The sequence below is a fragment of the Robertmurraya sp. FSL W8-0741 genome (assembly GCF_038004005.1).
GTDB lineage: Bacteria > Bacillota > Bacilli > Bacillales > Cytobacillaceae > Robertmurraya > Robertmurraya siralis.
In genome coordinates this window covers 3,597,517-3,611,969 of sequence record NZ_JBBOQG010000001.1, presented here as the reverse complement: position 1 = coordinate 3,611,969, position 14,453 = coordinate 3,597,517, and the positions used below count along the sequence as shown (strand labels likewise).

The following is a 14,453-nucleotide window of genomic DNA, read 5'->3' as shown; positions in this document are numbered from 1 at the left end:
ATATGTGATTTGGAATATAAATATACGTATAGGTTTGAGGTGTTTGCTATGAAGGGATATTTACACTTGCAAAGTGGAGATATATATGAAGGAAACTGGAATACGAATATTCCGATACAGCAGATAGAGGGAGAGGTTGTCTTCTATACTGGAATGACCGGTTACCAAGAGGTTCTGACAGACCCGAGCTATAAGGATCAAATTATTGTTTTCACATATCCGCTTATTGGAAATTATGGGATTAATGAGGAGGATTTTGAAAGCAAGAAACCTCATGTTGCAGGCGTTGTTGTATATGAAGCCAATATGGAAACGTCCCATTATCAAGCAGCTTACTCTCTTCAAGAGTATCTTGAAAAGTGGGAAATTCCTCTACTATCTCATATTGACACGCGTGCCATTGTGAAGAAGATTCGTGCCTATGGTTCTATGCCAGCTCTTATTTCAAAGAAACAAGAAAATAGTGAACTTGGCGGACAATCATTAGATTCGGAAAAGGTTTCACATGTGTCAGAAAAACGAATGAAAACGTATGGGAAAGGCAGTCTTCATATTGTCTTGATCGATTTCGGCGCAAAAAATTCAATTTTGTCATCACTGCTTAAAAGAGATTGCCAAGTAACGGTTGTCCCATACAATACATCTTACAAAGCAGTTACGGCTATTGCTCCTGATGGGGTTCTGTTATCGAATGGACCGGGGAATCCAAAACAACTGCAGGACGTATTGCCAACGATCCGCCAGCTTGTTGAAACGTATCCGACACTTGGCATTTGTTTGGGACATCAGCTTGTTGCTTTAGCATTGGGAGGAAATACGAAAAAACTATTATTTGGTCACCGAGGTGCCAATCATCCAATTAAGGATTATCAAAAAAACAGAGTATTTATGTCATCTCAAAATCACAGTTATGTGGTTGATGAGGATAGCATAAAAGGAACGGGATTAGTGGGCAGGTTTTATCATTTACACGATCAATCTGTTGAGGGCTTAATTCATAAAGATTTGCCACTGCAAACAGTGCAATTTCATCCGGAGGCAAATCCCGGTCCATCAGAAGGCGACTATATTTTTGATGAATTTCTACAGATGATAACTGAAAACAAGAGGAGTGCCGCATTATATGCCTAAAGACACCAGCATAGAAACCATATTAGTTATCGGATCAGGACCGATTGTTATCGGGCAGGCAGCAGAGTTTGATTATGCAGGTACACAAGGCTGTATTGCTTTGAAAGAAGAAGGCTACAAAGTCATACTCGTCAACAATAATCCAGCTACGATCATGACTGATTCTAACTTTGCCGATCGCATTTATTTTGAACCATTAACAGTGGATGTGTTAGAAAAAATTATTGAAAAAGAGCGGCCTGATGGGTTATTAGCTACATTAGGAGGACAGACTGGATTAAACTTAGTTTTTCAATTAAGTGAACAAGGTATTCTGGAGAAGTATCGAGTTAAAATGCTTGGAAGTTCAATTGATTCCATAAAAAGAGGAGAGGATCGAGAGGCGTTTCGTCAGCTTATGAAAGATTTACAAGAGCCGGTGCCTGAAAGTGAAATTGTCCACACTGTTGAAGAAGCGCAACAATTTGCACAGAAGGTTGATTTTCCCATTATTGTAAGACCAGCTTATACCCTTGGAGGAACAGGTGGTGGAATCGCTGAAGATGAAGAGCAGCTTACTCAGCTTGTTTCAGGTGGATTGCAGGAAAGTGCTATTCACCAATGCTTAGTTGAGAGAAGCATCGCTGGTTTTAAAGAAGTGGAATATGAAGTCATGCGTGATCGAGCCAATACTTGTATTACCATTTGCAATATGGAAAACTTCGATCCGGTTGGCATCCATACAGGCGATTCAATTGTTGTAGCGCCGTCACAAACATTAACAGATGATGAATATCAAATGCTGCGCGCGGCAAGCATCAAGATTATTTCTGCACTGGGGATTATTGGTGGATGTAATATTCAGTTTGCCCTTGATCCGAGGAGTAAAAATTATTATTTAATCGAGGTGAATCCAAGGGTAAGTCGTTCGTCTGCTCTTGCTTCAAAAGCAACAGGTTATCCGATTGCCCGTATGGCAGCCAAGCTAGCTGTTGGCTACAGATTAGATGAAATTATTAACCCCGTTACGGGAGATACATTTGCGAGCTTTGAGCCAGCGCTTGATTATGTCGTTGTGAAAATACCAAAATGGCCCTTTGATAAATTTCCAAAAATCGAACGAAAGCTTGGTACACAAATGAAAGCTACCGGCGAAGTCATGAGCATCGATCGGAGCTTTGAACGTGCACTGCTTAAGGCGATCCATTCCTTAGAGATTGATGTGCTGGATTTACAGCTACCGGGCTTATCTAGCAGTAACACAGAGCAATTAATCGAGCAGCTACTCCAACAAAATGATGAAAGACTTTTTATCTTATTGGAGCTTTTGCGCCGAGACTATGACATCGAACAACTTCATACTATAACTAAAATAGATCATTTCTTTTTATCCTATTTCAAAAAACTTGTTTCAATTGAGAGAATGATTGATGCCACGAGTTTTACACAAGTTTCAAGAAACGAACTTCAGCTTTTTAAAGAAAAAGGCTTCAGTGACAGCTATTTAGCCAAATGCTGGAACGTAACTGAAAAGGCTGTAAGGATGAAAAGACAAGAATATGGAATCGTCCCTTCTTATAAAATGGTCGACACTTGTGCAGCAGAATTTGAAGCAAAATCAAATTATTATTACTCGACTTATTTTGGCGAAAATGAACAAATTACATCTTCTAAACAAAAGGTTCTCATTATTGGAAGTGGGCCGATCCGCATTGGTCAAGGAGTGGAATTTGATTATTGTTCCGTTCACGGCGTCTTTGCTCTTAAAGAGCTAGGGGTGGAAACGATTATGATCAACAATAATCCTGAAACGGTTAGCACTGATTTTGCAACAGCAGACAAATTGTATTTTGAACCGTTAATGCTGGAGGATATTTTAAATGTGATCGATGCTGAAGGAGTAACTGATTGTATTATCCAGCTTGGAGGACAGACAGCGATCAATTTAGCGAAAGAGCTTGAGGCGTGGAATGTAAATATTTTAGGAACAAAATCAGATGTTATTGATGTACTCGAAGATCGCAAACTTTTTTATCAGCTACTAGACGATTTGGCTATTCCCCATTTACAAGGAGACATCGTTCATAATGGAGATGAATTAGTGAAAACGGTGGGGAAAATCGGGTATCCTGTTTTATTGAGACCGTCCTTCGTTATAGGCGGAAAAGGAATGGAAATCATTCAAAATGAAATTGAATTGCAGGAATATATGGATAAGGGGCTGGCGCGTTACCCGTTTTTAGTAGATGAGTTTCTTCATGCAACCGAAGCAGAGGTTGATCTTGTCACAGATGGACAGTTTATTATTATGCCTACGATTATGGAGCATATTGAAAAAACAGGAGTTCATTCAGGCGACAGTTTATCTGTCCTTCCTGCACAAAGACTATCACCTACAGTTAGAGGGAAAATAAGTGATTATGCAAAGAGAATCGCTACCTTTTTGCATTATAAAGGACTAATGAATATTCAATTCATCATTGAGGATGATGATGTCTATGTACTTGAAGTTAATCCTCGCGCTAGTAGAACTGTACCGATCGTTAGTAAAGTAACAGGTGTTCCGCTTGTGCAAATAGCGACAAAAATATTGCTTGGGAAATATAAAGTGTCGAAAGCTGATGAAGAACAAAATTTAATGGCGATTCCGTTTGTTTGTGTAAAATACCCTGTCTTCTCTAATTATGCTTTAAAAGGGATGGATTCGAAGGTTAGCGCGGAAATGCGTTCCACTGGTGAAGGAATTAGTTTAGGAACCTCGGAGGGAGAAGCTTTGCGAAAAGCTTTCCATCAGGCAATTCGGCCTTCGGGTAGGATTGTGGTGAAAGAAAATATTGAGCTCGTTGATTTAGCTGAACCTTTCGAACTTGTCGTGTCTGACAGTGAAGAGCTGTTGGGGGAACCGACGATTGCCTACTTTAATCCGAAGGAAGAGCTTGAAGATAAACGATTGCGTGAATATGCAACGAAGAGGAGGATTATAAGCTTCACTGAACCGGAGAGTCTTAAAGCGTATAATCGAGCTTTAAAAGTAAAGGATTTTGAGATAAAAGCATTGGAGGATTGGCATTCTTCATTAATTGTTAAAGTGTGAGGAAGAGTTGTGAAATGGGAGAGGAAGTGGAAGTGAAGATGTTATCATTACAAGCGAAAGATGAAATCACAAGTATTAAGGGCAAAGATTTACTAACATTAGCTGATTATTCTCCTGCAGTGATTACAGGACTGTTAAAAAAAGCAAAGGAATTAAAGGCGGCCTATCTATCTGGAGAAGCGACCCCTGTTCTAAAAGGTAAAATATTGGGATTAATTTTTGATAAACCTTCAACCCGCACAAGAGTTTCTTTTGAAGCAGGGATGCTGCAATTAGGTGGTCAAGTGATTCATCTAAATGGCCAAGAAATGCAGCTTGGTAGAGGAGAACCGATTTCGGATACAGCAAAAGTACTCTCACAATATATTGACGCTGTTATGATCCGTACATTTTCTCATGAGCGTGTCGTAGAGCTTGCTGAGCATGCAACGATCCCGATTATTAATGGATTGACTGATTTGTATCATCCATGCCAGGCGTTAGCTGATTTATTAACGATTGAAGAGGAAAAAGGAAAATTGCAGAGGGTTAAAATGGCATATATAGGTGACGGAAATAATGTTGCCCATTCTTTGATGATTGCTGCAGCAAAAACAGGGATGAATCTAGTTGTTGCGACCCCTGTTGGCTATGAGCCAAAAGAGAAAGTTGTTGAATTAGCAAAGAAATTTGCTTTTGAAAGTGGTGGAGCGATTGCGGTCACGAATGATCCAGTAGAAGCTGTTGCTGGAGCCGATGTCATTTATACGGACGTGTGGACGAGTATGGGCCAAGAAGCTGAAAATGCACAGAGACTACTTGACTTCAAGGGTTTTCAAGTGAATGAAAAGCTTGTTGCAGGAGCAAAGGAAGATTATTTATTCCTTCATTGCCTGCCTGCCCATAGAGGTGAAGAAGTTGCTGGAGAAGTGATTGATGGGGCTCGCTCTTTTGTATTTCAGCAAGCAGGCAACAGACTTCATGTACAGAAAGCATTATTAGTGGAAATTTTAAAATAATTTCACAATGAGATGGTTCTTGTTGAGATACAATACTGTCAAGCAAATAATAGAGCAGCCAACAGTCGGCTGCTCTATTATTTGTCTATCGTCTGGGTAATCTGCAATACAGCTCAAAAACTAAAAAAAGATTACCATTAAAGGCACAAGAACTAAAAAATGGCCAAGCACCATGAAAATATGTTTTGTAAAATGATTTAATACAACTAAGTTAACAATAATACTAATGGTCCAACGATAAAACAGTAAATGGCAAAATATTTAAGATTTCCTCTTGCCATAATATTCATAAACCACTTTAGGGAAAAATACGATGCAACTAATGAAGCAAAAAATGCCAATGTATAAGGCAATGCTAATTGAGCAAGATTCTCGTCGCCCAATATATCCTTAAATCCAAGAATCATACCACCGACACTAACGGGTATATATAATAGAAAAGAATATCTTAAAGCAGTTTCCTGCTTCATTCCTGAACCCATCGCTGCAACAATTGTTGCTCCAGAACGACTGATTCCAGGGATGAGAGCAACTGCCTGTGCAAGTCCAACAATTATTGCATCACGCATAGTCAAATCTGCGTCGTTTTTACGCCCACGTAGATTACGAATAAGCCACAAAGCAATCCCTGTAATTAATAAAGTAGCACCTGTAACTTTAATGCCTGTTAAATGCGATGAGATATAATCTTCAAATAAAATCCCCACCACACCAGCTGGGATTGTTCCAATGATTAAGTAAATAATAAAGCGAAAATCTGATTTAGCTGATTCTTCTTTTCTTATGACATAAGCAAGCCCATTCTCAATCAGTCTCCAAATATCTTTGCGATAAATAATCAGGACAGCGATTAATGATGCTGTATTTACAAGAATAGCAAAGCTTAATCCCTTAATTTCAACGTTTAGAAAATGACCAGCAATTTCTAAATGCCCACTTGATGAAATCGGAATCGGTTCGGTAAAACCTTGTAAAAGTCCTAAAAGAAAGTATTTAACAATTTCAAAAAAATCCATAATATGCCTCCTGATTTTAAACAAAATTCACAGATTCTACTATACCACACCTATTCGCGTTCATGTACGTAAAGTATAGACGAAAAAGAAAAATAGAAAGTTTCATTCATTGAGATTCATGAAAGATTCATGGAAGGAAATAATAATCTTATCAAAAAGGAAAGGAGAGTATCTATGGGACAGAGCCATAAATTTCGTGCAGGTCAAAAGGCGCCGAACAATGGAATATATGTAGAGATTGGTGAAGAGGGCGATGGTGTCATGAATCCGAAAAAGATAAAACTCAAAGCAGGTGATCACTTCCCTGAAAACTCAAATCATAATCGCCACTGGACTTACAAAACAAAACCTAGAGATTCAGGTTGATCATCGTACCTATCCGTCTTTGTGATTGTAATAAAGCTGATTTAAACACCCTCCACTCATGGGCTGGTGTCATTTTACTTTATAATTCAGAAATTTTATGTACCTTTGCCACCCTCTTCAATGGGTGGCTTTACATATGCAGAAAAAGGCTTATAATGAAGTAAAGGTCAAAATAGGTCAAAGGAGGAGTTAAAATGGATTTGAACAGAATGACGGAACGAATGCAAGAGGCATTGTTTAGTGCCCAGTCTTTAGCCGTTTCAAATGAGCATCAGGAGGTCGATGAAGACCATTTGTTTTTAGCTTTACTGAAGCAAGATGAGAGCCTTGTCGCTGCTATTCTAGAGAGAATCCAATTTCCTTCTGCAAAATTTGAACAAAAAATAAATGAATTGCTTCATAAAAAACCTCAAGTATCTGGAAGTGGGGTAGAGCAAGGTAAGCTCTATATCACAACTAGATTGCAAAGACTATTAACTGAGGCGGAGCGGGAGATGGAAAAACTTCAAGATGAATTTCTTTCCGTTGAACATGTGTTGCTTGCTTCAATGATTTATCAGCAATCTAGCATTGGTGAAATTTTGAAGAATGAACGGATCACATATGATGCTTTGCTTCAAGAAATAAAAAAAATAAGGGGGAATCAAAGAGTGACTTCACAAAATCCTGAGGCCACATACGATGTATTAAATAAATATGGGAGAGATTTGGTGGCGGAAGTGAAGGCTGGCAAGCTTGACCCGGTCATTGGCCGTGACGGGGAAATCCGAAATGTGATACGGATTCTCTCGCGTAAAACAAAGAATAACCCCGTTTTAATTGGTGAGCCAGGTGTTGGAAAAACGGCCATTGTCGAGGGATTAGCACAAAGAATTGTACGGAAAGATGTACCGGAAGGACTTAAGGATAAAACGATTTTTTCACTTGATATGAGTTCACTCATCGCTGGGGCTAAATTTCGAGGAGAGTTTGAAGAACGGTTAAAAGCAGTTCTAAATGAAATCAAAAAAAGCGAGGGGAGAATTCTCCTTTTTATTGATGAAATCCACACCATTGTCGGTGCAGGAAAAACGGAAGGAGCCATAGATGCTGGCAATATGTTAAAACCAATGCTCGCCCGTGGTGAATTACATTGTATTGGCGCAACCACTTTAGATGAGCATCGTAAGTATATTGAAAAAGATCCTGCGCTCGAAAGACGCTTTCAGCAAGTCCTTGTACAGGAACCCGATGTGGAAGATACGATTTCCATTCTCCGTGGCTTAAAAGAAAGGTTTGAAATCCATCACGGGGTAAATATTCATGACCGCGCTCTTGTAACAGCGGCCATGTTATCGGATCGTTATATTTCAGACCGTTTTTTACCTGATAAAGCGATTGATCTTGTTGATGAAGCTTGTGCGATGATTCGAACAGAAATTGATTCAATGCCATCAGAGCTTGATGAGGTTACACGTCGTGTGATGCAATTAGAAATTGAAGAGGCCGCCTTGCAAAAGGAAGAAGACGATCAAAGCAAAACTAGATTGTCTACCTTGCAAAAAGAGCTTGCAGATATGCGTGATAAAGCCAATTCAATGAAAGCCAAGTGGATGGCTGAAAAAGAAAGTATTCAACAAGTACAAGAGAAGCGAGAGACATTGGAACGATTGCGAAGAGAATTAGAAGAGGCTGAAAATCAATATGATTTAAATAAAGCTGCTGAGCTCCGCCATGGACGAATCCCGTCCCTTGAAAGAGAATTGAAAGAGTTGGAAGATGAAGTAAGTAAGCAAGCGGATGAAAGACTTTTGCGTGAAGAAGTGACAGAAGAGGAAATTGCCAATATTGTTGCAAGGTGGACAGGCATTCCATTGGCAAAACTTGTGGAAGGTGAAAGGGAAAAACTGTTGCGCCTTGAACAAATTCTCCATGAGCGTGTAGTCGGACAAGACGAGGCGGTAATATTGGTATCTGATGCCGTTCTTAGAGCAAGAGCGGGGATAAAAGATCCGAACAGGCCGATTGGCTCGTTTATCTTCCTTGGTCCTACTGGTGTAGGAAAAACCGAGCTTGCAAAGGCATTGGCACAATCTTTGTTCGATAGTGAGGAGCAAATCATTCGCATTGATATGTCTGAATATATGGAGAAACATTCTGTTTCAAGATTGGTTGGAGCACCTCCAGGCTATGTCGGGTATGAGGAAGGTGGTCAGTTAACGGAAGCTGTTCGCAGAAAACCATATTCAGTCATATTGCTGGACGAAATCGAAAAAGCTCATCCAGATGTATTCAATATATTGCTGCAGATGCTTGATGATGGGCGGATAACTGACTCCCAGGGAAGAACCGTTGATTTTAAGAATACCGTTATTATTATGACATCTAATATTGGCTCGAATTTTTTATTAGAAGATCGAAATGATGAGTTTATTTCTGAAGACGTTAAAAATCAAGTCATGACACAGTTAAGAGGGCATTTTCGACCAGAATTCTTAAATCGGGTTGATGAAACGATCCTTTTCAAACCTTTGTCATTGCAAGATATAAAAATGATTGTCGTAAAATTGATTGCAGAATTACAGAGAAGATTAGAGGCTCAACAAATTCAATTAAGCATAACCGAGGGTGCTAAAGAATATATTGCAGCAAATGGATTTGATCCGGTGTATGGAGCGAGGCCGTTGAAACGCTTTATTCAACGAAATGTTGAAACGATGCTGGCAAGAGAAATTATTGCTGGTCACATTGGGGAAAATAGTGCTGTACAAATCATTCTTCAAAACGATACAATCAAATTATCAACCATTGATAGATAAAAATCGCAACAAAAAAGTCATCCTCTGAAATCAGGATGACTTTTTTACCCTAAGCGTATAGATGTTGCTTTAAAGAATGATCGCTCCACTAAGGGCTTGTCTTTTTCATGCGAGCCTGTTGTATGACTGTACTATTGCTTCGTGTACTTCTCACTTATTCATCATCAAGGCAATGCTGTAAAAAACAACCTTAATTAATGAATCCCTTCTTTTCCACTTGGTTCATTAGGAATAATGGCAGGCAAAATTAAAATAAAAATGGTAGCCACTACGCCTAAGATGGCACCAGTTACAAACTCATATTGTACTCCGATCATTGAGCTTGCTACGTACGTTAACATTTGAACTAGAGCGAATGTCCAGAAAAAAGTCCAAAAGTATTTCACCGTAATCACCTCTTACCTAAATAACATCTGTTTTATTCTACCATAGTGGCTCCAATTGATAAAGTAAAACTTTGACGTAAAAGGAGATGCACCGCTTTCATATTTACTTGTATACCTTATATTAGCTTGGGTTTGGAAAGTAAATAAATAGCCAAGCTTTCACAGCTTTTTATCACGATTGGTTTTTGCAGCTATATCGGGGATGAATCAGGTTGATGAATGTAAGAAGCCAGTTTGGTACCGAACGATTAAGGTGTTAAAAATAGCACTGCAAAAAAGAGCGTAAAGAAATAATGTAAATATGGGCGAACCCCCTTTCACTTTAAACATAACTTCATACATTAATAAGAGTAAATTCACAGAAGGAGTTTTTCGTATGGAGCACCGAAACTTTAAGCTGGATACCGAATGGAACATGATTCATTATCCCGAAAAACCTACTGGTTTCGGTATCCTTATTATTGGTGATGAACGTCATTATGTTGATGAGAAGTCGAGTTTTTGGACACAAAATGAAGGGAAGCAAAGATTGATTGAGAGTTTTAAGAAATCGGGGTACACCGTATTTTATTCAAATTTATATGGGAAAAATTGGGGAAGTGAAAAAGCTGTTAATTTGGCAAAGCGCCTATATGAATATATTATTCGCACTGAAATTATTAATAGCAAAATACACATTTTAGCTGAAGGGATGGGAGCTTTAGTTGCACTAAAGCTTATTAAGGAAATGAACGGCAATATACGCTCTGTTGTATTATTAAATCCCGTCTTATCTTTAAAGCATCATTTAGAGCAAGAGAAGGATCATAAGTTTTTCTACAAAAAATTATTAAAAGAGCTTTCCTATTCGTTCGATAAGGAAAGTAAGCAAATTATTGAAATTATAAGCAGTCCTGAATTTGCCAGTCCCCAATTTCATTCGGATATCCCGACGAAAATTATTCATGTTTTGTCAGGAAATCGAGCCTATAAACAATCAACATTATTAAAGAATCTTTCCGTGATATGGAAAAGCGAAGAAGTGCCGATTACAATCAGCTATCTTCTTCCTGAAAAGAAGGCACAGATGGACTATTATATGATTACCTTTATGAAAACACATGAAGGCATTCTTTAAAATATCCTTAAAACTTGTTCGATTGTCATTTGAAATAATCAAGCCTCCCGCAGCATATGATGGAGTAAGAGTTTACTCAGGGAGGCTTTTTGCTATGGACAAGGTAATTATGATTGGAACATTTGAGTTTTTGGGATTTCATTTTACTAAGAAAATGTTGGAAGAAGGAATGGAAGTTGTTGGTGTTCATTTGAACAAAGAAAAAAAAGAATCATACTTAATAGAAGAAAAACGGTTACAAATTGGGAGGAATGCGAATTTTTTGGAGGAGAAGTTTAATTCCTTCAATGGGGAAGGCTTTGAATCAACGCCCCTGATCGTGGATTATTATGATTTTTTTATGCGGGAGGATGAAGAGCAATTAGTTGCGCTTACTGAAAATCAGTTGTTGCTGCAAAATCGCGAAAAAATCATTTTTTTACTCCCTCTTTCCATATTTAATAAAGAATTTAAGGATAATAGAAATAATTTAGAAAAGTTAATTTCGTCTGTAAAAAAGCAAAATCAGTTCGTACAGGAATTTTTTTTACCTACCGTATATGGACCATGGCAGTCTGAAGCGTTCCTCTTTCAACAAACATTTGTTAAAAAAAGAGATGAATGGAAGTTGACTGCAAGAGAGTGGACCGCTGATGCTTTATACGTTGAGGATGTTGTTGCCAATATTTTAAAGCTAATGGAGCAAGACGAGAAACGATATATTTTGAAAAATGCGGTGTCAGATGCTTGGGAAAAGTGTGCAAAGTTATTAGAAATAGAAGAAGTGCCTGTTCGAACAATTGACAGGGGAGACGATGGATGTGAGGTCATCGTTCATCAAGCAACATCATTTGAAATGGGATTAATAAAACAGAAAAATATAATTGAAACGTTAGGAATGTAGAGTTAAAGAAAAAATTCTTCCCAATTATGCCTGATAAATGTAGAATTAAAATGATTACATCATTTCGACTAGGACGAAAGATTGATCTTCGATTTTATCTGAGAGGCGGAAAAAGAATGCAAAAGATATTAGCATGTTTTGGGATGATTCTTTTATGCCTTTTTACGCTTTCAGCGTGTGGACAAACATTAAGAACAGGCGAACTAAAAAAAGCAGGATTATTAGTGCCGGAAACCGTGAATGATCAGGTTTGGGGTACAAAAGGTTATAAAGGTATGTTAAAAATCCAATCGCACTTTAATGTGGATGTGTACTATAAAGAGGGCATGAATTCAGAAGCGGTTGTCCAAAGAGCTGTAAAGGAATTTGATCAAAAAGGTGTTAATTTAATTTTTGGCCATGGTAATGAGTATGCTGATTATTTTAATAGGCTTTCAAAAGAATATCCGGATATTCATTTTGTCAGTTTTAATGGAAATGCGACTCAGGAAAATACGACAAGCTTGAATTTTGATGCTTATGCTATGGGCTATTTTGGCGGAATGGTCGCTGGTCATATGACAAGCACAAATCATGTGGGGATTATTGCTGCATATGAATGGCAGCCTGAGGTCGAGGGATTTTATGAGGGAGCGGTTTTCGCAAACAACGATGTTGAAGTGGACATTAAATTTGTATGGCAATGGGATGATGATGAACGTGCCCAGTTACTTCTAGACGAAATGCTTCATAACGACGTCGATGTCATTTATCCTGCTGGTGATGGTTATAACGTTCCAGTTATTGAAAAGATAAAGGAAAAGGGGCTTTATGCGATCGGTTATATTTCTGATCAGTCCGATTTAGGTGAATCAACTGTATTGACGAGTACGATTCAGCATGTCGACTCATTGTACGAATTGGTGGCAGAACAATTTAACAAAGGGAAATTGGAATCAGGTAATCTCACTTTTGATTTTCAAGATGATGTTATTTCATTAGGGAAATTTAGTCCGCTAGTCGATCAAGAGTTTATCGATACCCTTAACAAAATGATCGATACGTATAAGGAAACAGGTAAGTTGCCCAAAAAAAATATTTGAAATTGCTATTATGAAATTTATCGATAATTTTACATTCTTAAACAAAACTGCCTGTTTAAATAGATAGGCAGTTTTTATTTTTATTATTTCTTTGAAATGAAATGTTCAAGAACTGGCTTGAGTTTATTTAAAAGTGGTTTTAGCTCCTTTGTCGATGTCATTAATGTATCGACATGATGCATTACTTTCATGTAATCAACATTTTGTAAAAATTGTTCAATTGACTTATTGATTCCGTTATGATGACTGCTTTTGCCTACTGCTTTTGCTTTATTGCTTGTCTGTGCACCGAGAATCCAGTCCCAATTATTTTGTTCATTTTCTGTTGTTCTCTCAACAATAGGTGTGCTTCGTTCTCCAAACATGAATTTTGAAAAGCGATCAGTTACTTCCGTTTTTGTGTTTTTCTCCTCCATTTCTAGCACCTCCTTATTTTTATCCCATATTAAGTTATTCTTATTAATTTGTAATGGTATAGACAAACGTGGAGTTTGAAGGAAACTAATATACTGGCGAAAAAAGTTGCAGGAAACGATGTATCTTGATAAAATAATTAGTACCAAGTCATAATAATTGATAATAAAAAATGGCTGGCTAATCTTTTTTAGGAAAAATGAATCGGGATAATAAATAAAATCTTACATCTTTTTTGGATGAAAGGAGATAAGGAATGAACGCAGGGATTATAGGAATTGGTAGATTTCTTCCGGATAATGTTGTTACAAATACGGATTTAGAAAAGAAAATGGATACCTCTGATGAATGGATTCGCACAAGAACAGGAATTGAAGAAAGGCGAATTGCTGATCACAATATAGATACCTCTGATATGGCATATAGGGCAGCGAAAAAGGCGATTGAGAATGCAAATATTTCACCGGAGGAAATTGGTTTAATTTTGGTCGCTACTGTGACGCCAGATACCCCTTTCCCATCTGTATCATGTAAAATTCAAGAGATGCTTGGGGCAGTTAATGCCGCAGCGATGGATATAAGTGCAGCATGTGCTGGGTTTATGTATGGCATGGTAACAGCGAAGCAATTTGTCGAAGGTGGAGCATATAAGTATGTTCTAGTAGTTGGGGTAGAAAAGTTATCGAAGATCATGGATTGGGACGATCGCAGTACGGCCGTATTGTTTGGTGATGGTGCTGGAGCGGCTGTTATCGGTCAAGTATCGGAAAACCATGGGATTTTAGCTTTTGAATTAGGAGCGGATGGTACAGGAGGAAAATACCTATATCAAGACGAATATATTATGATGAATGGTAGAGAAGTATTTAAATTTGCTGTAAGGCAGATGGGTGAAAGCAGTGTCAATGTACTGGATAAAGCTGGATTGACAAAAGAAGATGTAGACATGCTCATTCCTCATCAAGCGAATATTCGAATTATGGAGGCTTCAAGACAAAGGCTGGAGCTTCCACTTGAAAAGATGTCAAAAACGGTTCATAAATATGGTAATACTTCGGCAGCTTCGATTCCGATTTCAATTGTCGAAGAGCTTGAAGCTGGAAAAATTAAAGATGATGATGTTATTGTAATGGTTGGCTTCGGTGGAGGCTTAACTTGGGGAGCAATAGCATTAAGATGGGGAAGATAG

General features: G+C 38.1%; 12 protein-coding genes. 9 read left to right on the top strand and 3 right to left on the bottom strand.

Annotated elements, in window-relative coordinates; translation table 11 throughout:
- Window positions 1–48: 48 nt before the first annotated feature.
- Genes NST02_RS17445 through argF form a run of 3 tightly spaced genes read left to right on the top strand, consistent with a single transcriptional unit; the run spans window position 49 to window position 5,202 of the window.
- On the top strand, window positions 49–1,131 hold the full coding sequence (locus tag NST02_RS17445) for a carbamoyl phosphate synthase small subunit (RefSeq protein WP_340949326.1): 1,083 nt from the start codon (window positions 49–51) through the stop codon (window positions 1,129–1,131).
- Window positions 1,124–4,204 carry a carbamoyl phosphate synthase large subunit gene (locus NST02_RS17440; protein ID WP_340949325.1) on the top strand — a complete coding sequence of 1,027 codons (3,081 nt, stop codon included), beginning with the start codon at window positions 1,124–1,126 and terminating at the stop codon, window positions 4,202–4,204. The genes NST02_RS17445 and NST02_RS17440 overlap by 8 nt, the downstream gene beginning before the upstream one ends.
- Window positions 4,205–4,242: 38 nt before the next feature.
- Window positions 4,243–5,202, top strand: a complete 960-nt coding sequence (argF, locus tag NST02_RS17435) for an ornithine carbamoyltransferase (RefSeq protein ID WP_137742874.1) — start codon at window positions 4,243–4,245, stop codon at window positions 5,200–5,202.
- Window positions 5,203–5,408: 206 nt separating this feature from the next.
- On the opposite strand, the gene NST02_RS17430 is transcribed toward argF, so the two are convergent.
- Window positions 5,409–6,221: an undecaprenyl-diphosphate phosphatase gene (locus NST02_RS17430; RefSeq protein ID WP_137742875.1), complete on the bottom strand. Its 813-nt coding sequence runs from the start codon at window positions 6,219–6,221 to the stop codon at window positions 5,409–5,411.
- A 171-nt stretch (window positions 6,222–6,392) separates the two neighbouring features.
- Between NST02_RS17430 and NST02_RS17425 the strand changes: the two genes are divergently transcribed.
- Window positions 6,393–6,584 (top strand): YjzC family protein, encoded by a 192-nt coding sequence (locus tag NST02_RS17425; RefSeq protein ID WP_095310019.1) that lies wholly within the window; start codon window positions 6,393–6,395, stop codon window positions 6,582–6,584.
- A gap of 194 nt (window positions 6,585–6,778) precedes the next feature.
- Window positions 6,779–9,382: an ATP-dependent chaperone ClpB gene (gene clpB / locus NST02_RS17420; RefSeq protein WP_137742675.1), complete on the top strand. Its 2,604-nt coding sequence runs from the start codon at window positions 6,779–6,781 to the stop codon at window positions 9,380–9,382.
- Window positions 9,383–9,576: 194 nt separating this feature from the next.
- Here clpB and NST02_RS17415 read toward each other — a convergent pair whose 3' ends face one another.
- Window positions 9,577–9,768: a YjzD family protein gene (locus tag NST02_RS17415; protein WP_137742676.1), complete on the bottom strand. Its 192-nt coding sequence runs from the start codon at window positions 9,766–9,768 to the stop codon at window positions 9,577–9,579.
- Between the two features lie 376 nt (window positions 9,769–10,144).
- On the opposite strand from NST02_RS17415, the gene NST02_RS17410 reads away from it, so the two are divergent.
- The 3 genes from NST02_RS17410 (at window position 10,145) to NST02_RS17400 (ending at window position 12,850) form a co-directional block, all read left to right on the top strand.
- Window positions 10,145–10,885 (top strand): hydrolase, encoded by a 741-nt coding sequence (locus NST02_RS17410; protein WP_340949324.1) that lies wholly within the window; start codon window positions 10,145–10,147, stop codon window positions 10,883–10,885.
- Window positions 10,886–10,979: 94 nt separating this feature from the next.
- Window positions 10,980–11,768 (top strand): hypothetical protein, encoded by a 789-nt coding sequence (locus tag NST02_RS17405; protein ID WP_340949323.1) that lies wholly within the window; start codon window positions 10,980–10,982, stop codon window positions 11,766–11,768.
- Window positions 11,769–11,884: 116 nt separating this feature from the next.
- Window positions 11,885–12,850, top strand: coding sequence for a BMP family ABC transporter substrate-binding protein (locus NST02_RS17400; protein WP_340949322.1), 966 nt, complete (start codon window positions 11,885–11,887; stop codon window positions 12,848–12,850).
- A gap of 83 nt (window positions 12,851–12,933) precedes the next feature.
- Here NST02_RS17400 and NST02_RS17395 read toward each other — a convergent pair whose 3' ends face one another.
- A complete protein-coding gene (locus NST02_RS17395; protein ID WP_340949321.1) occupies window positions 12,934–13,266 on the bottom strand; it encodes a hypothetical protein in 333 nt (110 codons plus the stop codon).
- Between the two features lie 254 nt (window positions 13,267–13,520).
- On the opposite strand from NST02_RS17395, the gene NST02_RS17390 reads away from it, so the two are divergent.
- The gene (locus tag NST02_RS17390; RefSeq protein WP_095310033.1) at window positions 13,521–14,453 is read left to right on the top strand and encodes a beta-ketoacyl-ACP synthase III; all 933 of its coding nucleotides are present in this window, start codon (window positions 13,521–13,523) and stop codon (window positions 14,451–14,453) included.